Origin of the sequence: Variovorax jilinensis (genome assembly GCF_030316885.1) — a bacterium.
In the GTDB taxonomy this organism is placed as follows: Bacteria; Pseudomonadota; Gammaproteobacteria; order Burkholderiales; family Burkholderiaceae_C; genus Variovorax; species Variovorax jilinensis.
Genome location: NZ_JASZYQ010000005.1, coordinates 77307 through 99048 on the forward strand (window position 1 = coordinate 77307; position 21742 = coordinate 99048).

Below are 21742 nucleotides of genomic sequence, written 5' to 3' on the forward strand. Positions count from 1 at the left end.
CCGAACGCGCCGGAACCGGCCAAGGAAAAAGATCACGGCGCGTCGCGCTATTTGCCTCGTGCCTGGGCGCGCGTGGCTCGGCGCTGACGCTTGCGCCAGCGCAGGGCGAGCTCGTTGGCAAGCGCCACGGCGCCGAGGGTGATGACCTGGCGGGCGAGCAGGCTGGTGGCGCGGCCGAGGCGACGGTCGATCTCGGCCTGGGTGGCGGCGGTGCGCGCGAGTTCGGCCTTGCCGGCCGCTGCGACCAGCGGCTTGCCCACGGCGGCCGTGCCGGCCTCGGCGAGCTTCGCTGCCTGTTCGGTCGCCTGCTGGGCCTTCACGCCCGCGAGCGAACCGTGCTCGTCGGCATAGACCTTGGTGAACTCGGCGCCGAGCAGGAAGATCTGCGCCGCGTAATAGACCCACGCCACCAGCAGAACCAGTGAGCCGGCTGCGGCGAAGGATTCGGTCACGCCGCTCTTGCCGAGGTAGAGCCCGATCAGCAGCTTGCCGAGCTCGAACAGCACGGCCGTCACCAGGGCGCCGATCCAGACGTCGCGCCAGGCGATGCGCGCGGTCGGCATGAGCTTGTAGATCATCGCGAAGAGCAGCGTGAGGATGGCCAGCGAGACGACCACGTTCAGAATCTGCAAGAGCAGCTCCCAGCCCGGGAGCAGGCCGCCATACCAGGTGTCGAAGGCGGCCAGCCCGGCGCTCACCAGCAGCGACACGATCAGCAGGAAGGCCAGGCCCAGGATCAGCCCGAAGGACAGCACCCGGGCGCGCAGCACGGCCCAGACGCCCTGCGGCTTCTGCTTCTCCGGCACGTGCCAGATGCGGTCGAGAGCGCTCTGCAGTTCCGCGAAGACCGTGGTCGCGCCGATCAGGAGAACGCCGAGGCTGATGGCGCCGGCGATCAGGCCGCGCTCGGGCTCGCTCGCGCTCTTCAGCAACGCTTCGACTGCGCTGGCGCCTTCCGCTCCGACCAGGCCGGCGATCTGGGCGACGATCTGCTGCTGCGCCTCGTCGCGTCCGAACAGCGCCCCCGCGATGGCGATGACGATCACCAGCAAGGGCGCCAGCGAGAAGATGGTGTAGTACGAGATCGCCGCGCCCATGCTGGGCGCGAAGTCGTCGATCCACGCCATCACCGCCTTGCGGCATAGGGCGAAAAGGTGCTGCGGCGACATCGGCATGGGGCCTCTGGGTGGTGGGCATGCGGCGCCTGCGAAGGACAGGATGGCGGCGACGCGGTGCCATGGCGGCCAGCATGGCGCGGCCGCCGCGCGCGGGCTGTAGGAGCGCGGCGTGCTTCGGCGCAGGCGGCTGCGAGCGCGGGCTGGTGCGCGTCGAGAATGGCGACATGGACCTGCACTGGCTCGCCCGTTTCGACGCCGACCTGTCGCGCCGCTACAAGGGGCTGCGGCTGGTCACGGCCTACGGGCTGGCGGCGCTGCTGGGCTGGCTGCTCGGGGGCGCGTCGATGCCCGACAGCAGCGCCATGCTGGCCTTCCTGGCCGGCAATTTCGCCCTCTGGGCCAGCGTCTCGGAAGGGCGCGAGAGCCGGCCGCGCGCTGCCCGCGACCTGGTGGTGCTGTGCGCGGCGGCGGCGATCGGCGGCGCGAGCTTCATCGTGGCGGCGCCGCTGCTCGCGACGCTCGGTCGCTGGGGACCCGAACTGGTGCTGGTCACCGGTGCCTTCGGCGCCGGTTGCCTCAAGCGCTTCGGCATGCTCGGCGGCGGTGTCGGCTCGCAGGTCTACATCGGTCAGCTGCTGGCCTTCAGTACCGGCCAGTCGATGGCCGACCTGCCGGCGATGGCGCTCGCGGGCCTCGCTGCCGCGGCGGCCGCGGTGCTGGCGCGCAGCCTGGTCGCGCCGGCGCGGCCGCCCCCGGTGCCGGTCGTGGTGCCGGCTGCGCGGTGCTCGCTCGGCGGCCTGCCCGGCGAGCTTGCGATGGGGCTGCAGGCCGCCACGGGCGCGCTCGCGGTGATCGCGCTCGACGCCTTGTTCGGTCTCGAGCAGCCGGCCTGGGCCATCACCGCCTGCGTCTACGTGATCGCGGGCACGGCCAGCGGCACGGCCGCACGTGTGCGCCAGCGCATCGCGGGCACCTGGGTCGGGGTGCTGCTGGGGCTGGCCTGCCTGCCGCTCGCGGAGCACGTGGCGCCGCTGGCCTGGGCGCTCGCGGCCTGCGCGATGGTGCTCTACGCCGTCACGCTGGTCGAGCGCTACGACATCGCCTGCGGTGCCTTCGCCTTCGTGCTGGTGCTCACGCTCGCGGCCAGCGGCGAGCACTCGGTGGCGCTGCTCGCCTCGCGTGCCTGGGAGACGATGCTGGGCGGCTTGCTGGGCCTGCTGTCAGCGCGCTTGGTGCTGCCGCTGCGCGCTGCAGCCTGAGGCCGCGCCGCCGCAGAGGACAATCGGGGCCGGATTTCCAGTTTCAGCTTCGGATACTCATTGCCATGCCTTCCATCGACGACCCCTTCCACGACGCCGAAGTCGGCTCTCGCGACAGCACCCTCGACACCACGCGCATCGACGACGTGCGCATCGGCGCAGTGCGCCCGCTCATGACCCCGGCCCTGCTGCAGGAGCGCGTGCCGGTGCGCGACAACACGCTGGCGCTGGTCGAGAGCAGCCGTGCAGCGATCGCCGACGTGCTGCACGGCCGCGACGACCGCCTCGTGGTGGTGGTCGGCCCCTGCTCGATCCACGACCATGACCAGGCGATCGAGTACGCCCGGCGTCTCAAGCCGGTGGCCGATTCGCTGCAGGACGACCTGCTGATCGTGATGCGCGCCTACTTCGAGAAGCCGCGCACCACGGTGGGCTGGAAGGGCTACATCAACGATCCGCACCTGGACGGCAGCTTCGCGATCAACGAGGGCCTCGAGCGGGCGCGCCGGCTGCTGCTCGAACTGACCACGCTGGGCCTGCCCACCGGCACCGAGTTCCTCGATCTGCTGAGCCCGCAGTTCATCGCCGACCTGATCGCCTGGGGCGCGATCGGCGCCCGCACCACCGAGAGCCAGAGCCATCGGCAGCTGGCCTCGGGCCTGAGCTGCCCGGTCGGCTTCAAGAACGGCACCGACGGCAGCCTCAAGGTGGCGGCCGACGCCATCCTCGCGGCACGCGCGCCGCATGCCTTCATGGGCATGACGAAGATGGGCATGGCGGCGATCTTCGAGACCCGCGGCAACGACGACTGCCACGTGATCCTGCGCGGCGGCAAGGCGCCCAACTATGCGGCCGCCGACATCGACGCCAGCTGCGAGACGCTGCGAGGAAACGGGCTGCGCGAGCAGGTGATGATCGATGTCTCGCACGGCAACAGCAGCAAGCAGCACCAGCGCCAGATCGTGGTCGCGGGCGAGGTCGCACAGCAGATCGCGGCCGGCGATGCGCGCATCACCGGCCTCATGATCGAAAGCCATCTCGAGGAAGGCCGGCAGGACCTGAAGCCTGGCGTGCCGCTGCGCCACGGCGTCTCCATCACCGACGCCTGCATCGGCTTTGCGCAGACGGTGCCGGTGCTCGAGCAACTGGCGCGTGCGGTGCACGTACGTCGCCGCAGCGTGAAGGCATGACCGGCGCCGCGCAGGACGAGGTCGACGCGGCGCCACTGCTGCAGGTGAAAGCGCTGCAATTCGCCTATCCGGGCGAGCCGCCGCTGTTCGCGGGCTGGAACGCGGCGATCGGCCCCGGGCTCACGCTGCTGCACGGCGACACCGGCAGCGGCAAGTCGACCCTGCTGCGGCTGCTCGCCGGCGGCGCCGCGCCGCAGCACGGGGAACTGCTGGTGGGCGCCGTGGCGCTCGCCGCCGACGCCGCGGCCTATCGGCGCCGCGTCTTCCATGTCGACCCGTCGACCGACGAATTCGATGCGCTGGCGGTGGCCGACTGCACCGCGGCGCTCAAGGCCGGCGACGAGGGCTTCGACGAATCGGCCTGGCAGGCGCTGGTCGAGGGCTTCTCGCTCGCCCCGCACCTGGGCAAGTCGATGTTCATGCTGTCGACCGGATCGAAGCGCAAGGTCTGGCTGGCGGCGGCGCTGGCTTCGTCCCGGCCGCTGCTGCTGCTCGACGAGCCGACCGCGGCACTCGATACCGGCTCGATCCGCTGCCTCTGGCGTGCGCTCGAGGCGAAGGCCCGGGCCGCGCGACAGGCGGTCGTGGTAGCGAGCTACGAGCGGCCCGAGGGCTTGTCGCTCGCGCAGATCATCGAATTGCCGGCGCGCTGACGCGGGGAGCTTCGACCCGGCCAATCGCTCAGCGCGCGACCAGGCCAGGCTGCGCTTCCTCGCGCGGCTCGGTGTCGAGCATGGTGCCGCGGCAGGTGGCCGCACCGCATCGGCACGGATAGTCGGAAGCCGGCGAGCCGTCGTCGGCCGTGAGGCCGTAGTCGATGAAGAGCTCCTCCCCTGCGGCCACCGGCACGAGGGTCTGGAAACGCAGGTCGAGCCGCCCGGCATCGTCGTATTCCTCCACCGCCTCGCAGTTCGGATCGCACGAATGGTTGAGGTGCCGCGTCGCATTGCCGCCCTTGCCGCCGTCGATGGTCTCGCCGTTGGAGAGCATGAACAGGTAGGTGAGCTGGTTGTCCCAGGTCCGCGCCGCGACCTGGTCGGCGGTGTAGCGCCGGCCCTCGTAGAGGCCCAGCAGCACGCCGGCGGGCAGGTCGCGCGTGGCGAAGGCGCCGAGGCCGTGAATGCCGCTGGTGGAGACCCGCAGCAGCGGGGTGTCGTTGGCGTTTCGCTTGCGGGAGGCAGTCATGGATCAGGAGTCGGCAGTCGGTTCGGCAGGCAGCAGGAAGGAGAAGGTCACGCCGCGATGCGCGTTGCGCTCGACCACGAGGCCGCCGCCGTGCGCCTCGAGGATCGATCGACACATTGCAAGCCCCATGCCCAGTCCGCTGGCCTTCGTCGTGTAGAAGTGGTCGAACACGCGGCCGAGGTCTTCCTCGGCGATACCGGGCCCGGAGTCCCGGACCGAGACCTGCAGTTTCCGCTCGCCGGCCCGCGTCACCGTGACGTGCAGCGCGCGGCCATCGCGCGGCTGCTCGGTCATCGCCTCGTTGGCATTCATCGCGAGGTTGAGCACCACCTGCTGGATCTGTGCCCGGTCGGCAAGCGCGTAGCAGTCCGCGGCGACGGATTGGCTCACCTGGATGCCGCGCTCGACGAAGTCGCTGTGCATCAGGTCGATCACCTCCTGCACGCAGGCGCCGATGTCGACCCGCTCGCGCTGGGTCTCCTGTCGCCGCAACATGGTGCGCAGGCCATTGATGACGCCCGTGGCCCGCTTGTTGTCGCGCACCACGTCCTGCAGGATCTCGCGCAGGTCGTCGAGGTCGGGCTCGTCCCTGGCCAGGAAGCGCAGGCCGGCCTGCGCGTTGCTGAGGATCGCGGTCAGCGGCTGCGACAGCTCGTGCGCGAGCGAAGCCGCGAGCACGGCCGTGCGCGCGACGCGGTCCGCATGCCAGACCTGGAGCCGCAGCAGATACATCTCGCGCTCGTTGCGCCGCAGGGCGGTGACGTCGGTCAGCACGCCGCACAGCGCGTCGGGCGAGCCGTCGCGGTCGAGCAGCGGGAACTTGAGCGAGGCGAAGACGCGCGGCTCGCCCTCCGGGGTGCTGCCGATCTGCTCCTCGCCGCGTTTCGGCTCGCGGCCGCGCAGCAGCTGCAGGTCGCTCGCGCGCTCGGCTTCGGCGCGCGCGGTGCCCGGAAACAGCTCGGCATCGGTCCGGCCGATCGGGGAGCCGCCCGGCAGGTCGAACAGCTCCTCGTAGGCCCGGTTGGCCATCAGGTAGCGGCCGTCGTGCAGCTTCACGTAGACCGCGGCCGGCATGTTGTCGAGGATGCCGCGCACGCGCTCGCGCGACTGGCGGCGCTCGCGCGAGAGCTCCACGTCGAGCATCACGACCAGCCCGATGAAGCTGAACTCGGCCACGTGCACGCCGGGCGCCCATTGCAGGTTCACGAGGTGGTTGTAGACCAGGCCCAGCACCACCATGAGCATGCAGCCGGCCAACGTGAGGCTGCCGCGCCGGTTGTGGCCGGCACGGTACTGCCGCAGCCCCAGCTTGGCGCCCCAGAGGAAGACCAGGCCCATGAAGGTGGCTCCGGCGACGAACCACGGCGTCGGATGGAACACCCGCAGGTCCGTCACGCGCTCGCCCCATGGCAGCAGGACCGGATCGGCGCCCGGCAGGGAGGTGAAGGCCAGGCCCCAGGGCAGCCAGGCGTTCAGCGCGAACAGCGCGGCGCAGACGAGGGTCACGCCCCACTGCGCGCGCCGCGGCCGCAGGCGCAGGTAGGCGCCGTAGAACCAGGGCAGCAGGGCCGTGAAGACGATGGCGGCCTGGAGCTCCAGGCGTCGCATCGCGACCAGCGCGGCTCCGGTCTCGGCCCGGTAGGCGCAGGTCTTGGCCACGACGTAGACCAGGATGGTCGCACACATGCAAGCGAACAGCAGGTGCATGCGGTGGATCGGCCGTTGCAGGCCGATGATGGCGTTGTGCAGCGCTGCATAGCCGACGACGCCGGACAGGCCGCACAGGGTAAGCACGAGGATTTCACTCATTGGGGCGCCGAGCTTAGCCGGCCGCCGATCCTTGCGGTTGCACGCTGCGAGCGGCCGGCAAATAATGCGCGTCGCGCGGGACTTAATAGAAAACTACTCAATGAGCGAGTCGTCTGGAGGCAGCAGGGCCTCGAACACTTTCGAGCACACGGTGTTCGTCGTCGACGACGACGCGTCCGTTCGCACGGGCCTCGAACGCCTGGCGCGCTCGGTCGGCTGGCAGGCCGAGTCCTTCCCCTCGGCCGATGCCTTCCTCGAGCGGCTGCCGATCTCGGGCATCGCCTGCCTGCTGCTGGACGTGCAGATGCCCGGCACCAGCGGCCCTGAGCTGCAGGCACTGATGCTGGATGGCGGCTGGAGCCTGCCCGTGATCTTCCTCACCGGCCAGGGTGACGTGCCGACCTGTGCGCAGTCGATGAAGAACGGTGCGGTGGACTTCCTGCAGAAACCCGTCGACGACGAAGTGCTGCTCGATGCGCTGCGCCGCGGGTTGGCGCGCCACCAGGCGGAGCGCTCCCGCGAGCAGCTGCGCAGCAGCCTGCAGGACCACCTCGATCGCCTGTCGCCGCGCGAGAGCGAGGTCCTGGCCGGTGTGCTGGCCGGGCGACTCAACAAGCAGATCGCGGCCGACATGGACATCTCCGAGAAGACCGTCAAGGTGCACCGCGCCCGCGTCATGGAGAAGATGGGGGTGCGCTCGGTGGCAGAACTGGTGCGCCTGTGCGGCGCCGGTGCGTTCGAACGCAGCGAGTCGGTGGCCGCCGCGGGCTGAACTCGGCCCTGAGGCGGCTGGCGGCATTCACTCGGGCGGGCGGGCGCCGCCGGCGACCCACTCGATCGCATCCAGCAGTGCCTGGTCATCCACGGGCTTGCGCAGGAAGAAGCGGGCGCCGAAGACACGCGCGAGGCGACGCGTCTCGTCGTCGTCGCGCGTCGACAGCGCGATCACCGGAATGCCTGCGGCCGCCTGTGTCAGCCGATGCTGCATCGGCGGGGCTGACAGTTCCGGCATCGAGATGTCGAGCACCACGCAGCCGTTGTGCATGGCCGGACCGCTGCGCTCCAGGAACTGTTCCACGCCCTCGAAGACCTGCACGGGATGGCCGGCCGACCGCATCAGGCGCGCCAGACCCGTTCGAACGGACATGTCGTCGTCGACCACGTGGATGACCAGGGTCGCTGCGGCGTTCGCCATGTGTTGAAGATCCTCGGTGAGGGCTCGACGTTGCGCCTTGCGCGCCGGCAGCGATATTGGACCTTGGTCCCATCGCCACCACGCTGCTCGCCGCTGCGTCGTCTCTTGAATTGGACGCGTGGGGCATGCTGCAGTGAACGCTTCCGTGCATTTCTGCCCAAATCGCGGTATACAGCGCGATGTAGCCCATTCGCATACATCCCTTCGCATACACAATCGCGCCAACATCCCGTCCGCATGAACGCAACACCTCTTCTCGGCACCTGGCACCGGCTCCGCAGTCGTCTCCGGCTCCTGTTCGGAAGGAAGGCGCGGCGGACCCGCTCGGCGCCGCGCGTGGTGGCCTCGTCGCTGCCGCCACGGCATTCGATGCCCGGCACGATGAGCCCGCCGACGTCGCGGCCGGCGCCGCCGAGACCCGAGGCGGCACGCGCGACGCCCCCGCAGCCGCAGCCGACGGTCGAGGTCCAAACGGTGCCTGCGGTTCCTGCCGCTCCGGTCCAGCTTCCGGTCCAGCCGCAGCCTGTCGCCGTGGCTTCGGTTCCGCCGCCGCAGCCCGCCGCCGAGCCCGTGGCGCCCGCCAGGACCATGCGTTCGCTCGAGGAAGTGCGCGCCGACCTGGCGCGCCTGCGCGAAAGCGCCAAGCAGCGCCATGCACGCGTGCCGCTGCCGCCGCGCCGTGACACCGGCTTCGCGCCGACCGACTTCATGGACTTTCCCGCGCCCGCGAAGGTCGACAAGGAGGCCGACGAGGCCTTCGAGCGCACCGCCTTCCTCGACTTCACCGTCCTCAAGCCGCCGGCCGGGCGCTGAAGGGCCGCGCTCTGTGTCGGCAGCGCCCGTGTCGCGACGGGCTGACTAAGATCGCAGCTTGCCATCTTGCTTCCGCAAGGCTTGGCGACATCCGCGGAAAGACGCCCATGAAGACCACCATCCCCCGACGACTCGCGCTGACTTTGCTCGTGGCCCTGTCTGCCGCCGCGGCCGGTGCCCAGCCCCAGCGACCCGCGCCGGCCGTCGCGCCCACGCTGCCGGGCCCGCTGGCGGCCATCGAGGGGCCGACCTGGCGCCTCACGCAGCTGCGCGGCTTCGATGCCGCCCGCCTGCCCACCGGGCCGCGCGCGGTGACGGCACGCTTCGAGGGCGGACGCGTGAGCGGCTTCTCCGGCTGCAACCGGTATTTCGGCACCTACAGCGCGCGCGACGGCCGGCTCGTGATCGGTGCGATCGGCGGCACCATGATGGCCTGCGAGCCCGGTGCGATGGCGCTCGAGACCGCTGTGCATCGCGCGCTGGCCGGCACCTTCCGCGCCCAGGTGTCGGGCGACCGGCTGGCGCTCGACTCCGATGCCGGCGAACGCGTGCTGGGCTTCCAGGCCGAGCCGCCGCCCGCGCTCGCGGGGCTCCGCTCGAACATCACGGGCTTCAACAACGGCCGCCAGGCGGTCGTGAGTCCGATCGCCGGCACCACCCTGCAACTGGGCTTCGGCGATGGCGTGCTCAAGGGCTTCGGCGGCTGCAACACGCTGCGCGCGAACTACAGCGTCGACGGCAACCGCATCCGCATCGGCCCGGTCTCGAGCACGCGGCGGGTCTGCCCGCAGGAAGGCGTGATGGCGCAGGAGCGGGAATTCATCGCGGCCCTGAAGTCGACCACCACCTGGGGCTTCAGCGGCGCGCTGCTCGACATGCATCGAGCCGACGGCGAGCGCACGCTGACCGGCAGCCGCGAGGCGCCGTAGCAGCATCGCCGCGCTCAGGAACGCAGGCGCAACCTCAGCCGCAGGCCCACGGGCGTCATCTTGAACGACAGGTGCTCGCGTGCCGGCAGGCCGTCGGGCGTGTCGACCCCCTCGATGTCGAAGCGGCCGAGCAGCTGCGCCATCGCCATCTTCATCTCGAGCAGCGCAAGGTAGCGCCCGGGGCAGATGCGCGGGCCGGCGCCGAAGGGCATCGAGGTGCGCTTCGCGCTGCCCGCGATGGCGCTCGCCGGGCCGTCGGCGAGCCAGCGATCGGGATCGAAGGCGGCGGCATTCGGCAGGTGGCTGTCGCTCACGCTGTCACGGCGCATCAGGTCGATGACCACGGTGCCGGCCGGCACCGCGACGTCGCCGATGGTGGTGTCGCGTTCGGCCTGCAGCGCGAGGATGGGCGCCACGGGCTTCAGCCGCATCGTCTCGTGGGCGCAGGCCTCGATGTAGTCGAGCTGCGCGAGCTGCTCGAAGCCGGGCTGAGAGGCATCGCCGAGCACGCGCCGCACCTCGTCGACGGCGCGCCGCAGCGCGGCCGGATGGCGCCACAGCAGGTCGATCATCCAGGCGATGGTGTTGGCCGTGGTGTCCTCGCCGGCCAGCAGCATGGTCATCACGTTGCCCGAGACCTGGGCGTCGTCGATGCCGCTGCCGGGCTCGTCGGCGGCCGCGATCATGGCCTCGAGCAGATTGCGCGGCGCGGCGCGCAGCGAAGGGTCGGCCGCCATGCGGGCGCGCGCGTCGGCGATGAAGCCGTCCACCGCCAGGTTGACCGCCTCGACGCCCTGCTTCAGCGCGCGGTCGGCGCGGCTCGGCAGCAGGCGCCAGGTCGGCAGCGGCGCGAGCATGCGCTTCACGAGCGCCGGGAAGATCTTGTCGAGATGCTGCTGGATCACGTCGCCGTCGGACTCGAGCGTGTTGACCTCGGCGCCGAAGGCCAGGCCCGCGATGGTGTCGACCGTGTAGCGCATCAGGTCGGCCTGCAGGTCGATCGCGCGGCCTTCGCGCGCCGCCGCCGCCCAGCGTCCCGCGAGGCGCTGGCCGACCTTCTGCAGCGAAGGGAAGTAGTGCCGCACGTGCGCGGGATCGAAGCCTGCCATCACCATGCGGCGCTGGCGCCGCCAGTCGTCGCCGTTGGCGCCGAACAGGCCGGGCTTCAGGCCCATCTCGGTGGCCACCTGTTCCATGCGCGTGGTGCGCTTGAAGCCGTCGGGCCGATCGCGCAGCGTCGCGGCGACGCCCGCGTGGTCGCCGACCACCAGCAGGCGGCGCCGGCCGGTCCGAAGCTGGTAGTAGTCGCCGTGCTCGCGTGCCCACTGCTCGAGCTGCAGGTGGAAGCGAGGGCCGTCGATCTGGAGCAGGTTGCCGATCAGCGGCGAGCCGCGCGGGCCGGGCAGCTGGTCGATGCGGCGAAGAACGGTGGTGCCGGGCATGCGCGCATCATGAGGCAAGCGGCGTGAAGCCGTCGGCGCTCCAGCGTTCGCTGCCCACGCCATGGTGGACGAAGAACAGGCCCTCGGGGTCGTAGCGGTCCTTCGCGGCTCGCAGGCGCGGGTAGTTGCTGCCCCAGAAGGCGCGCTGCCAGTCGGGCTCGAAGTAGTTGCTCTCGGACAGGTAGGAGCCCGGCTGCGGCACCAGACGGCGCAGCTCGTCGAAGGCACGGGCGATCGCGGTGGCCTGGCGCCGCGCGCGCTCGACATCGGGTTCGCGGCCGGCCACGCCCGGAAAGGCCGGCGGCCCTTCGGCGCCGCTGATCGCGAGCGCGAAGGCGTCGAGCACGGCAGGGTTCATCGCGGTGTCGCGGGCGGCGGTGATGGCCTCGGCCGGGGCACCTGCGAGGCCCTTGTTGACGTGCAGCGAGACGCCCCAGTGGCGGCTGGCGGCGAACAGCGCATCGCAGAGCGCGGGCCGGCGCTGCGCCTCGAGCAGTGCGGCCGGCAGCCAGGCCGACTGGTAGCCGTGCAGCACCTGGCCGGCCTGGCCCTGGTCGCCGGGCCAGAAGACGTTGCCGGGCGGCGCGCCGGGCCGGTCGTCGCTGCTGATGAAGCCGAAGGTGCGCTTGACCAGTGTCGGCGCCCAGAACTCGCGCGCCGAGGTCGAGACGATCCGCAGCGGCGAGAACTCGATGGTGTAGTCGCTCCGCGCCGCTTCCACCGCGTCGATGAAGGGCTGCCATGTGTCCACGGCCTGGCTGCGGTCCAGGCCCTGGAACACCATCGAGATGCGCAGCGAATCGTCGGGGCGAAAGCGGATCTGCTCGCCCCAGTTCGGGTTGTGCAGCGCGCTGGCATAGAAGTCGACCATGCGCGCGATCAGCCGGCGGTAGGCGCCCGCCGAGGCGGCCTTGATGACGATGTTGACCGCGCCGAAGCGCTCGGGCAGTTCGTGCACGCGCAGCGTGAGGCGCGTGACCACGCCGAGGCTGCTGCCGCCGCCGCCCTTGAGGCCCCAGAACAGCTCGGGCTCGCTGCAGGCGTTGGCGATGCGCACGGCGCCGTCGGCGGTCACGACCTCGGCTTCCAGCAGGCTGCCGGAAGCCAGCCCGTAGGCCTTCGAGAAGCTGCCGAAGCCGCCGCTCTGCACCAGGCCCGCGACGCCCACCGTCATGCAGCCGCCGCCCTGCACATAGCCGCCGCCGCGCGTGGTGACCGCGTCGTAGACCTGCGACCAGAGCGCCCCGGCGCCGACCGAAACCGCGCGCACCGGCGCGGCGCGGCCTGCGCAGCCCTGCGCGACGAAGGCGTCGTGCAACACGACCTGGTTCATCGCGCGGGTCCAGACCAGCAGCGAATCGGACGCATTCGATGTGCCCTGGTAGCTGTGGCCGCCGCCCTTCACGACCAGCCGCAACCGGTGGTTGCGCGCGAAATCGACCGCGGCCACCACGTCTGCCGTGCGCCGCGCGGCCACCGCGCGCGCGCTGGTGGCGGAGGTCCAGGCATCGACCCAGCCCAGGGTCTGCGTGAGCGCGGGGTCGTCGCCGAGCACGTAGGGGTTCTTGAGCGACTTGAAGAACTGCGCGCAGTCGGTGCTCGCGGGCGCGGCCTGGCAGCCTGCGAACGGCGGCCGGGGCGTGATCAGCGCGTCGCCCACCTGTGCGCCGAGCTGCTGCCAGAGTGCCTCGGCGGGCCAGTCCGCGTCGCCGGGCCGCACGCGCGCACGAAGGGGCGCCGCCGCCGCCGATGCGGGCGTCAACCATCCCATGAGCGGTGCGTGCAGCACCGGGGCCGCGGCGATCTGCACCAGGCGTCGTCGTTTCACAGGCGCGGATTCTCGATCCGCGCCGCCGCCGAATCAACCGCCGTTCGGAAGCGGCGCCGCGGGGTCGGGCAGCACGTCGAGCCCGAGCCGGACCTGGCGCAGCACTGCGTCGACCAGGTCGACGGGGCTGGCGAAGGCGGTCGTCGACTTCAGGATGCCCTGCAGCCGGTGGTCGATCAGCAGCGTCGAGAGGCCATGCACATAGGCCCAGGCGGCGGTGACGCGCACTGCCTCGGTGCCCGACAGCGCAAGCGCCTCGGTGCCCTCGGCCGGCTGCTGGCCGCCGATGGTCGGGGCCATCACCTGCAGCGTCGCCGTGGCGGCCGCGGCCAGCGAGGGGCGTTGCATGTCGATGATCTCGTTGCGGAACATGAGGCCGAACAGCGCCGGGTTGGCATGCGCGAAGTGCACGTAGGCGCGGGCGATCGCGAGGCGGCGCTCCTGGGTGTCGGCGATGCCGACCATCGCCGCCAGCATCGCGTCGTGCAGGCGCTGGAAGCCGACCGCCGCGAGGTCGCTGAGCAGCCCCGTGGTGTCGCCGAAGTGGTGCTTGGGCGCGGTGTGCGAGACGCCGGCCTCGCGCGCGATCGCGCGCAGGCCAAGGCCGGCGATGCCGTCGCGCACCAGCACCGACTCGGCCGCCGCGAGCAGCGCCAGCGGCAGGCCGCCATGGTGGTAGGGCCTGGTGTCGGCAGGGGAGCGGGCAGTGGCCATGGGGTTCGGGTTCGGACTCGAGCAGGCGACGAAGAAGGCAAGCCGAAATCTTAACACTGGAAAAATAGCTTGACAGCGCAGATCCGCGAACGCATATTTCCACTGGAAAAATATTCCGTGTTCCTTCGCAGGAGAGCCCCGCCATGAACGAAGCCACCCCGCGCCGCAGTGCGCCGCCGCCGAGCATGTCGCCGATCGACTTCGAGACCGACGTCGGTCCGTTGCCGCTGCAGGGTCGTCTGCCCGAGGGCCTTGCCGGCACGCTGGTCCGCAACGGCCCCAATCCCGCGGTGCCGGATCCGAAGGCGCACTGGTTCGTGGGCGACGGCATGCTGCATGCGTTCCGCATCGAGGACGGCCAGGTGCGCTACCGCAACCGCTGGGTGCTCACCAGCCGGCTGGCCTACGCGCGCCGCACCGGCCACAACCCGGTCACGACGCCGGGCGCCCCGCAGCCCGGCGGCGAGCCGTTCCCGGTCGACGATGGCGCGGCCAACACCAACGTGATCCGTCATGCCGGTCGCATGCTCGCGCTCGAGGAGGCGCACCTGCCCATCGCGGTCGACCTGGCCACGCTCGAGACGCTGGGCGTCGACGATTTCCGCGGCGGCGTGCAGGGGCGCGTCACCGCGCACCCGAAGACCGACCCGAGTACCGGGGAGCTGCTGTTCTTCGGCTACGGCACGCCCGAATCGCTGTCGAGCGGCATGAGCTTCGGCGTCGTCTCGCCTGCAGGCGAGGTGCTGCGCCAGGAGTTTTTCGAGGCGCCGTACGCCAGCATGGTCCACGATTTCGCCGTCACGGCGAACCACGTGCTTTTCCCCGTGATGCCGCTCACGGCGAGCCGCGAGCGCGCCGAGTCGGGCCGCCCGCCTTTCGCCTGGGAGCCCGGCTTCGGCACCCGCGTCGGCCTGATGCCGCGCGCCGGCAGCACGGCCGACATCGTCTGGTGGAGCGGGCCCGCGGCCTATGTCTTCCACGTCATGAATGCCTGGGACGAGCCCGGCCGGGTCTGCGTCGACGTGATGCAGTTCGCCCGGCCGCCGCTGTTCCCGCTGCCCGACGGTTCGCCCGCGAGCGACGGGCGTGAACCGGCGCAGCTGGTGCGCTGGCAGTTCGACCTGGCCGACCCGGGACGCCGGTTCACGCAGACCGTGCTCGAGGAGATCCCGGGCGAGTTCCCTCGCATCGACGAGCGCCGTGCCGGTCTTCCCTACCGCCATGGCTGGTTCGCGGGCCACGCACCGGGTGATGACGGCGAACTGCGCATGCAGTCGCGGCTGGTTCATGTCGACCACGCGGCGCCTCGGGCCGACGTCTACACCTTCGAGGGCCGGGACCGGATCTCGGAGCCGGTGTTCGTGGCGCGTTCGCCCGATTCCGCCGAGGGCGACGGCTGGATCCTCGCGGTTGCATGGCGGGCCGCCACCGACACCAGCGACCTGGTCGTCTTCGATGCCCGCAACGTGGCGGCCGGGCCGTTGTGCGTCGCCTCGCTGCCGCATCGCGTGCCGGACGGCTTCCACGGCAACTGGTTCGGCGTGGCGGGCTAGCGGCGGTCGGCCCGCAATTCGATCGCCGCCTGCACCACCGGCTTCGCCCAGTCGGGCGTGGCGTCGAGCGCGGCCGCATCGTCGGCGGCGGGGAACATCAGCTTGCCGCCTGCCATCTCGAGGACCAGCACCGGGTCGGGAATGTCCTCGCCGGGGTCGGCCTCGGCGCTGTTGTCGAACACCTGCAGCCGGGCCAGCAGCGGCAGCAGCCGGATCAGGTTGAGGCGGGAGCTCGTCCAGCGCTCGCGGATCTTGGCTTCGGGGATGTCGTGGCCGCCGCTCGCGACCCGCGCGCGCACGCGCCGCAGATGCAGACGGGCGGTCGCGAGCCCGCAATAGATCATCACGACGTCATGACTGGTGCTGGCGCGGGCCAGCATTTCCGGGATGGTGCTGGCGCCCAGCGTGGTCTCGAAGGCATGGTTGCTGCGATTGGCGATGGCCGCCGCGAGCTGTGCCCGACCGTATTCCCAGGCGCGCCCGTTGGCGTCTTCCGGCGCCATTCCTAGCTGCTGCACCAGTTCGCGCGCGTAGCTGTCGGGGTTGAACCAAGTGAGCCCGTACTCAGCCAGCAAGGCGCCTCCGACCGAGCTCTTGCCCGCGCCGTTGACGCCGGCCAGCACGAAGAGAAAGGGACGCGCGGCGCTGTCGCGGGCCACCGCGATCAGAACGAAGCGCCGGCCTTGGGCCGCTTGGCGAGCTTGCCGCGGGCCTCGAACAGGGCGCCGACCTGGCGTGCGGCATCGGGCTTCTGCAGCACGGCGAGGCGGCTGTCGAAGCGGCCGGCCAATTCGTCGAGCACCGACTGCTCGCGCGCGCCGAGGGCCTGCAGGTCCTCGGTGAGACGCTGGTAGGTGGCCGCATCGAGCAGCACCATCTCGACTGCGGCATGGTGCGTGATGGCCACGCTGCCGCTCTGGCGCACCTGGCGCACGACGTCGCCCCACTTGTTCTTGACCTGCGAGGCGTTCTGGCGCGGCAGGTCATGCAGGGCGGGCAAGGCGGTGATCATGGCGGACTCCGTGAGTGGAGTGGCCATTATGGCAAAAATGGACAATATCGTGCGAGCGAGGGTTGTCCGGCGCGCCGCCGGCACCACCACGACTACGCCAACCACCCCACGCGACGACCGGCCGGGGATCAGGCCGTCTTTTGGAGCGCCGCGGTGAACAGCGGCTTCCACTCCTGGATATGCCGGGTGATGAGGGCGGAGATCGCGTCGCATTCGCCAGCCACCGCCAGCTCGATCATCTGGTAGTGCTCGCCGACCGAGGCCTGCTGCCTCTTCTTGCCCTCGTCGGAATCGATGCCGTAAAGGCGCATGTCGTCGCGCAGGCTCATGACCAGCTTGGTCAACAGGGGGTTGTTGGCGCGTGCGACGAGCGCGGCATGGAAACGCCGGTCGGCATCGATGTAGCCGCGCACGTCGTCGCGACTGACCGCATCGCGGACCTCGTCGGCGAGCGCGATCAGCGGGGCGGTGTCGGTGAGGCGGCTCCTGGCGACGGCCACGAGGGCGCTGCTTTCGAGAAGAACACGCAGGTCGAAGAGGTTTTCCAGGTCGCTCAGCGAGGTGGCTTCCACCCGGAAGCCGCGGTTGCGCAACGGTGAAACCAGGCCGTTGCGGCTCAGTTCCAGCAAGGCCTCGCGCACCGGCGTGGTCGAGACCCCCATCTCGGTGGACAGCGTGGGCACCGTGTAGACCGTGCCGGGCGCAGCGCGTCCCGAGACGATTTCAGATCGCAGCTGAGCGAGCACTTGCTCGCGCAAATTCAGAGAAGGGTCGAGGGCAGCCATCGGCGCTTTCATGGGTTCGATCGGCGCGGATGCGCCCGTCGCAAAAAATTCTACCAAAACGATTGCGTTGATGCGTGACGCGCTACTATACTACGTCACGCACTACGTAAATGTGTGACGCGCTACTGGGGTGCGGACCAGGCCGGGTGGTTCGGCCACTTTTTTTGGAGAACACGATGAACGACGCGCTGAAGCGCCTCATGTGCCTGGGCTGCGGCTTCCTCTACGACGAGGCGCTGGGCTTGCCGGAGCACGGCATCGCGCCCGGCACCCGCTGGGCCGACATCCCCGACGACTGGGTCTGCCCCGACTGCGGCACGCCCAAGCATCACTTCGAGATGGTCGAGTTGCCCTACGCGGGCGGCGCCTCCGGCCAGCCGGTCGCGCACGCTGCGCTCTGAGCGCAACAGGAGAAAACCACCATGAACGACACCTTCGTCCTTCGCAACAGCGAGCGCGGCTACAACCACTTCCTGTCCACCGGAGAGGCCTCGTCCTATATCGGCGGCCATCCCGAGGCGACGCTGACGCGCCACTCGAGCTTCAACTTCGGGCCGTACCAATCGGGCCGCGCGGGATTCGGCCGCGTGCGCGTCTTCGGCGAGGAGATCTTCAGCGGCGCCGGGTGTGGCTACAACATCCATCCTCACCACAACTTCATCATCTGCGCCTTCGTGCTGGAAGGCACGCTCACGCACATCAACACGGTCGGCAAGATCGATCAGCTCAGGCAAGGCGACTACTACGCCTTCTCCGCCGGCTCGGGCGGCAAGCATTGCGAGATCAACCTCGAGAACGAGGACGTGAACGTGATCTACCTCTGGATCATGCCGGACCAGTTGCTGCTGCCGCCTTCGTACTCGCGTCACCATTTCAACGCCGCCACCCAGCGCAACGAGCTCGTCACGCTGGTGGGCAGGGCCGATGGGGCGCTGCGGATCTCGCAGGACCTGAAGGTGTCGCGACTGTCGAGCAACCAGGCGCAGACCATCGACTACCTGCCCGAGTCGCCCGAACACGGCGTGTATGTCTTCGTGCTGGAAGGCGAGGTCGACTGCAACGGCACCCGGCTGGGCCGGCGCGACAGCACCGGCATCTGGGGGCAGGGCCGCATCACGATCGCCACCGGCGAACAGGACGCGGACCTCCTGATCGTCGAATCCGTCCGTTGAACACAGACCTCACGCACCAGGAGCACACGCATGCCCATCATTCATCTTCATCACCCCGCGGGCGCGCTCGACCACACCCGCAAGGTTGCCCTGGCCCAGCGCCTCACGGATGTCCTGCTGACCATGGAGGGCGGCGCCAGGACTCATGGCGGCCTGGCCTTCGCCTCCGTCATCTTCACCGAGGTGCCGGCCGGCGACTGGTGGATCGGCGGCAAGTCCGACGCCACCTTCGTCGCGGCACCCGGCCAGTTCCTGGCCCGGGTCAGCATCCCCGAGGGCTACATGAACCAGGCGCACAAGAGCGAGGTTCACCAGGGCGTCAACGACGCGATCGTCCAGACCATGGGCGGGCCGCAGTCGGAGCGCCAGGGCGCCAGCATCCTCGTGATCCTCGACGAGGTGCCCGAAGGCAACTGGGGCGCCCGAGGACAGACCATCAGCCTCGCAAGCATCGCCGACACTGTCGGCCTGCCCAGGGACGGCGAGCGCTTCGGCTGGGTGCGGGACTACTTCGATGCCAAGGCGCGGCAATACGCCGCGGCCGGCTATCCGGCGGATGCCGGCGGCCTGCTGCCGGCGGCCGCCAAACCGTGAGGGCAAGCGCCGCAGCGGCAGATCGGCCGCGTGCCCTGATGTCGCGCACGCCTGCGGCATCCCGCCGCAGGCGCTTCTTCAGTACCGCGGCAGGAGCGCCCTGATGTCGCGCAGGAGCTGCTCGCGCTCATCCTGAACGGGTGCTGTCGGGTCGACCTCGCTGTCGAACACGCTGACGCCGACCGAGACCGCGGGCTCGTCACCGTCCGCGAGAGAGTCGACATTCACCACCGCAACCACGCCGCCAAGGGCGCTCACGGCCTTGTCCCACGACTTCGCCGCGGCCTGGATCTGCGGCTGCATGCAGGCGTAGTGCTCCGCGCTGTCCTGCGCTCCGCGGCACGGCGAGATGCTCGAGCGAAACTCCCTGGAGGGCTGAGCGGGATTCCGGTTGCTGCTCCATGCCGCACTCTCGCCCCAGATCATGGGGCCCGGGTTCATCGACTTCACCCGGATGAGTGCGGGCGCGCCGCCGAATCGAGCGTGGAGGGTGCTCATGACGGCCGTGTGCGGCGGCCGGACGGTCTGGCTGAAACGCGTGAACGAGTTCACCCTCCAGACGCGCTTGTCCGGGCGGAAGTGGATCGATATCGTCTCGAAGCTGCCCGTGGAGGGCAGGTCGAGCGACTGGACGGCATATCGGCCGCCGATCGACGCGCAATCGAACACGCTCGTCGCCTTGTCGGACTGCCTGATCAATGCCTGGATGGCGGGCATGGCCGCTTCGCAGCTGGCGCCGACCTCGATGCTGCGCAGGGTACCGACATTCGGATTGACGGGCGCTGCGGCGACGCATGAGCCGGTCAGTGCGATCAATACGGGAAACCAGGTCCGATGGGCCATCCGAGCTCCTGAGGAAGAAGGCGCGATTCTGCCTCGCTTAGTGTCCGCAATGCGGTTCCGCCTACATCACCGTCGCATGCGGATGCCGCGGATGCGCCAGCGTGTCGGCGATGAGACGCAGCGCCTGATCGCAGTCCTCGCGCGTCATCGGGCCTCCCAGGCAGACGCGCACCGCGTCGGGCGGCAGGCCGTCGGTGGAGAACGCGGCGCTTGCGACCACGCCGACGTTCTGGGTGCGCAGGTAGGAAGCGAACTCCACCGTGCTCCAGGCCGAGGACAGCGGCAACCACAGGTGGAAGCAGTCCGCCACCGCGGGCACGCCGTGCTCGCCGAGGTGGCGCGCCGCCAAGGCCTGGCGCGCGTTCGATTCGTTGCGCACGGCCTGCAGCATGGCCTCGGCCGTGCCGTCCTCGACCCACAGCGTGGCGAGCGCGTTGGTGATCGGAGATGCCATCACGGTGGTGGCGCGCAACGCACCGGCAAGCCGCTGCGACTGGCGCGCGCTCGGCGAGCAGACGTAGGCATTGCGCAGGCCTGCACCGAGGGTCTTGGAGAAGCCCGTGATGTAGGTCGTGAGCTCGGGCGCCAGCGTGGCGAGCGCGGGCGGCACCTGCCGCGGCAGCATCGCATAGGCATCGTCCTCGATGATCGGGATGGCGTAGCGCAGCGCGATGTCGGCCAGCGCCTCGCGGCGCGCGCGCGAGATCGTGGCGGTGGTCGGGTTGTTGAGCGTAGGGTTGCAGTACAGCGCCTTCGGCTTGAGCGTTCGGCAGGCGTGCTCGAAGGATTCGCCCATCGGCCCCTCCTCGTCCAGCGGCAGCGCGTGCAGCTGGATGCCCAGCTGCGTCGCGATGGCCTTCACGCCGGGGTAGGTGAGCGCCTCGACGCAGATCAGCTCGCCGGGCCGCGCCAGTTGCGAGAACAGCGCGGTCAGTACGCTGTGGATGCCCGGGCACACGAGGATCTGGTCGAGCCGGCAATCGGGCACGCGGCGCCGCAGCCACTGCATGCCGGCTTCCTTGTCGCGGCCGGTGCCGCCGAAATCCTGGTAGCGCAGCAGGTTCCAGGGATCGGACTCGGCCAGCACGCGGCCGGCGCTGTGCTGCATGCGTTCGAGCAGTGCGCTGTCCTGCGGCTCGGGGGGCAGGTTCATCGTCATCTCCGCGCCGCCGCCGCCACGCAGCGGCAGGCTCGGGCTGCTGCCCCGGATGAAGGTGCCGCTGCCGGCGCGCGAATCGATCAGGCCCCGCTTGCGCGCCTCCGCGTAGCCGCGTGCCACGGTCGTGTAGTTGAGCTGCAGCTCGACCGCCAGGTCGCGCAACGTGGGCAGCTTGTCGCGCGCGACAAGCCGTCCCGTGCGGATGTCGTCGGCGATCAGGTCGGCCAGCAGCAGGTAGGCGGGCTTGTCACTGCCGTCGAGTCGCTTGTGCCAATGGTGAGTGAGCGAGTGGATCATCGAATTGATCGCATGCATTGATCGCATGTGCCTCCAGCCCGTACGACGCACGAAGCGTGCCCGTGACTCGATGCCGTCGTGCATGCAAGCGGTGCGGCCGGCACCGTTGATCGGGTGCATTGATTGCATGCCGGCTGCCTCATTCGGGTGCGGTTCGAGCCATCGACCGACCGCTGCCAGCCCTTGAAGGGCGCCTCCGAAAAATTTTCGACCGCTGCGCGGCGCGCCGGCGCTGCCTGATTGCAGCTTGATCGCATCGCGGGCCTTCGGGCGTGGCACACGGCATGCGAAAGAGAAGGGCGCGCAGACCCATCCCTCCCCATCCATTCATTCATTCATTCAACTCACGGAGTAGTCCCCATGCCCAAAGTCATCAAAGCCCCCAACGTCGCCGGCGAACACCTGGTCGACTACGAGGAGAAAGTCTTCGAAGACGTGAAGGCCGAACCCGGCGACAAGGCCCTCGTCACCTTCCACACGGTCGCCTTCGAAGGCTCGATCGGCTTCGTCAACCTGCTGCAGGCCACGCGCCTGAAGCGCAAGGGCTACGAGACCTCGGTGCTGCTCTACGGCCCCGGCGTCACGCTGGGTGTGCAGCGCGGCTTTCCCACGCTCGGCGACGAGGCCTTTCCGGGCCATCAGAACTTCAACAAGCAGATCGTCAAGTTCATGGAGGAAGGCGGCAAGGTCTACGCCTGCCGCTTCGCGTTGCAGGCGCTCTACGGCCATGGCGAGGGTGCGCTGATCCCCGGCATCACGCCGATCAATCCGCTCGACGTGCTCGACATCGTGCTGCTTCACAAGAAAGCCGGCGCGGTGATCCTCGACACCTGGACGCTCTGAGG

At 70.1% G+C, this 21742-nt stretch carries 23 protein-coding genes; 11 read left to right on the forward strand and 12 right to left on the reverse strand.

Annotated elements, in window-relative coordinates; genetic code table 11:
* Nucleotides 1-47: 47 nt before the first annotated feature.
* The gene (locus tag QTH87_RS18610) at nt 48-1175 is read right to left on the reverse strand and encodes a YihY/virulence factor BrkB family protein (protein WP_286611351.1); all 1128 of its coding nucleotides are present in this window, start codon (nt 1173-1175) and stop codon (nt 48-50) included.
* A gap of 62 nt (nt 1176-1237) precedes the next feature.
* Between QTH87_RS18610 and QTH87_RS18615 the strand changes: the two genes are divergently transcribed.
* From QTH87_RS18615 to QTH87_RS18625, 3 genes are all read left to right on the forward strand, one after another.
* Nucleotides 1238-2377 carry an FUSC family protein gene (locus QTH87_RS18615; protein WP_286611353.1) on the forward strand — a complete coding sequence of 380 codons (1140 nt, stop codon included), beginning with the start codon at nt 1238-1240 and terminating at the stop codon, nt 2375-2377.
* 65 nt (nt 2378-2442) lie between these two features.
* Entirely contained in the window at nt 2443-3567 is a 1125-nt protein-coding gene (locus QTH87_RS18620) for a 3-deoxy-7-phosphoheptulonate synthase (protein WP_286611354.1), read from the forward strand.
* Complete coding sequence (locus QTH87_RS18625; RefSeq protein WP_286611356.1) at nt 3564-4220, forward strand: ABC transporter ATP-binding protein; 657 nt, start codon at nt 3564-3566, stop codon at nt 4218-4220. Before QTH87_RS18620 ends, QTH87_RS18625 begins: the two co-directional genes overlap by 4 nt.
* A gap of 28 nt (nt 4221-4248) precedes the next feature.
* Here the strand turns inward: QTH87_RS18625 and QTH87_RS18630 are convergent, their stop codons facing one another.
* Together QTH87_RS18630 and QTH87_RS18635 are read right to left on the reverse strand one after the other, a co-directional pair.
* On the reverse strand, nt 4249-4752 hold the full coding sequence (locus tag QTH87_RS18630) for an SET domain-containing protein (RefSeq protein WP_286611358.1): 504 nt from the start codon (nt 4750-4752) through the stop codon (nt 4249-4251).
* 3 nt (nt 4753-4755) lie between these two features.
* Complete coding sequence (locus QTH87_RS18635) at nt 4756-6561, reverse strand: two-component system sensor histidine kinase NtrB (RefSeq protein ID WP_286611360.1); 1806 nt, start codon at nt 6559-6561, stop codon at nt 4756-4758.
* A 100-nt stretch (nt 6562-6661) separates the two neighbouring features.
* Between QTH87_RS18635 and QTH87_RS18640 the strand changes: the two genes are divergently transcribed.
* The gene (locus QTH87_RS18640) at nt 6662-7333 is read left to right on the forward strand and encodes a response regulator transcription factor (protein WP_286611363.1); all 672 of its coding nucleotides are present in this window, start codon (nt 6662-6664) and stop codon (nt 7331-7333) included.
* A 27-nt stretch (nt 7334-7360) separates the two neighbouring features.
* Here QTH87_RS18640 and QTH87_RS18645 read toward each other — a convergent pair whose 3' ends face one another.
* Entirely contained in the window at nt 7361-7756 is a 396-nt protein-coding gene (locus QTH87_RS18645; protein ID WP_286611365.1) for a response regulator transcription factor, read from the reverse strand.
* Between the two features lie 531 nt (nt 7757-8287).
* On the opposite strand from QTH87_RS18645, the gene QTH87_RS18650 reads away from it, so the two are divergent.
* The gene (locus tag QTH87_RS18650; protein WP_286611366.1) at nt 8288-8569 is read left to right on the forward strand and encodes a hypothetical protein; all 282 of its coding nucleotides are present in this window, start codon (nt 8288-8290) and stop codon (nt 8567-8569) included.
* Between the two features lie 107 nt (nt 8570-8676).
* Complete coding sequence (locus tag QTH87_RS18655) at nt 8677-9498, forward strand: META domain-containing protein (RefSeq protein WP_286611367.1); 822 nt, start codon at nt 8677-8679, stop codon at nt 9496-9498.
* A gap of 14 nt (nt 9499-9512) precedes the next feature.
* Here QTH87_RS18655 and QTH87_RS18660 read toward each other — a convergent pair whose 3' ends face one another.
* Genes QTH87_RS18660 through QTH87_RS18670 form a run of 3 tightly spaced genes read right to left on the reverse strand, consistent with a single transcriptional unit; the run spans nt 9513 to nt 13482 of the window.
* Nucleotides 9513-10940, reverse strand: a complete 1428-nt coding sequence (locus QTH87_RS18660) for a cytochrome P450 (RefSeq protein WP_286611369.1) — start codon at nt 10938-10940, stop codon at nt 9513-9515.
* A gap of 7 nt (nt 10941-10947) precedes the next feature.
* Nucleotides 10948-12768, reverse strand: a complete 1821-nt coding sequence (locus QTH87_RS18665) for an FAD-binding oxidoreductase (RefSeq protein ID WP_286611371.1) — start codon at nt 12766-12768, stop codon at nt 10948-10950.
* 33 nt (nt 12769-12801) lie between these two features.
* Nucleotides 12802-13482, reverse strand: coding sequence for a TetR/AcrR family transcriptional regulator (locus QTH87_RS18670; RefSeq protein ID WP_286611373.1), 681 nt, complete (start codon nt 13480-13482; stop codon nt 12802-12804).
* 143 nt (nt 13483-13625) lie between these two features.
* Here QTH87_RS18670 and QTH87_RS18675 point away from each other — a divergent pair, with 143 nt between their 5' ends.
* Nucleotides 13626-15035, forward strand: a complete 1410-nt coding sequence (locus QTH87_RS18675) for a carotenoid oxygenase family protein (protein WP_286611375.1) — start codon at nt 13626-13628, stop codon at nt 15033-15035.
* Here the strand turns inward: QTH87_RS18675 and QTH87_RS18680 are convergent.
* The 3 genes from QTH87_RS18680 to QTH87_RS18690 all read right to left on the reverse strand — a co-directional run bounded on the left by QTH87_RS18680 (nt 15032) and on the right by QTH87_RS18690 (nt 16844).
* Nucleotides 15032-15694 carry an ATPase gene (locus QTH87_RS18680; RefSeq protein WP_286611376.1) on the reverse strand — a complete coding sequence of 221 codons (663 nt, stop codon included), beginning with the start codon at nt 15692-15694 and terminating at the stop codon, nt 15032-15034. The genes QTH87_RS18675 and QTH87_RS18680 overlap by 4 nt on opposite strands.
* A 5-nt stretch (nt 15695-15699) precedes the next feature.
* Nucleotides 15700-16047 (reverse strand): type II toxin-antitoxin system prevent-host-death family antitoxin, encoded by a 348-nt coding sequence (locus tag QTH87_RS18685; RefSeq protein WP_286611378.1) that lies wholly within the window; start codon nt 16045-16047, stop codon nt 15700-15702.
* Between the two features lie 128 nt (nt 16048-16175).
* A complete protein-coding gene (locus tag QTH87_RS18690) occupies nt 16176-16844 on the reverse strand; it encodes a GntR family transcriptional regulator (RefSeq protein ID WP_286611380.1) in 669 nt (222 codons plus the stop codon).
* A 188-nt stretch (nt 16845-17032) separates the two neighbouring features.
* On the opposite strand from QTH87_RS18690, the gene QTH87_RS18695 reads away from it, so the two are divergent.
* The 3 genes from QTH87_RS18695 to QTH87_RS18705 are packed head-to-tail and all read left to right on the forward strand — an operon-like array spanning nt 17033 to nt 18598.
* Nucleotides 17033-17233, forward strand: a complete 201-nt coding sequence (locus tag QTH87_RS18695; RefSeq protein WP_286611830.1) for a rubredoxin — start codon at nt 17033-17035, stop codon at nt 17231-17233.
* A 21-nt stretch (nt 17234-17254) separates the two neighbouring features.
* Nucleotides 17255-18004: a pirin family protein gene (locus tag QTH87_RS18700; RefSeq protein WP_286611382.1), complete on the forward strand. Its 750-nt coding sequence runs from the start codon at nt 17255-17257 to the stop codon at nt 18002-18004.
* Nucleotides 18005-18034: 30 nt separating this feature from the next.
* On the forward strand, nt 18035-18598 hold the full coding sequence (locus tag QTH87_RS18705) for a tautomerase family protein (RefSeq protein WP_286611384.1): 564 nt from the start codon (nt 18035-18037) through the stop codon (nt 18596-18598).
* Between the two features lie 78 nt (nt 18599-18676).
* Here QTH87_RS18705 and QTH87_RS18710 read toward each other — a convergent pair whose 3' ends face one another.
* Together QTH87_RS18710 and QTH87_RS18715 are read right to left on the reverse strand one after the other, a co-directional pair.
* On the reverse strand, nt 18677-19441 hold the full coding sequence (locus tag QTH87_RS18710) for a hypothetical protein (RefSeq protein ID WP_286611386.1): 765 nt from the start codon (nt 19439-19441) through the stop codon (nt 18677-18679).
* 61 nt (nt 19442-19502) lie between these two features.
* Nucleotides 19503-20897, reverse strand: a complete 1395-nt coding sequence (locus QTH87_RS18715; protein WP_444812818.1) for an aminotransferase-like domain-containing protein — start codon at nt 20895-20897, stop codon at nt 19503-19505.
* A gap of 360 nt (nt 20898-21257) precedes the next feature.
* Here QTH87_RS18715 and QTH87_RS18720 point away from each other — a divergent pair, with 360 nt between their 5' ends.
* Nucleotides 21258-21740 (forward strand): MSMEG_0572/Sll0783 family nitrogen starvation response protein, encoded by a 483-nt coding sequence (locus QTH87_RS18720; protein WP_286611388.1) that lies wholly within the window; start codon nt 21258-21260, stop codon nt 21738-21740.
* Nucleotides 21741-21742: the final 2 nt, after the last annotated feature.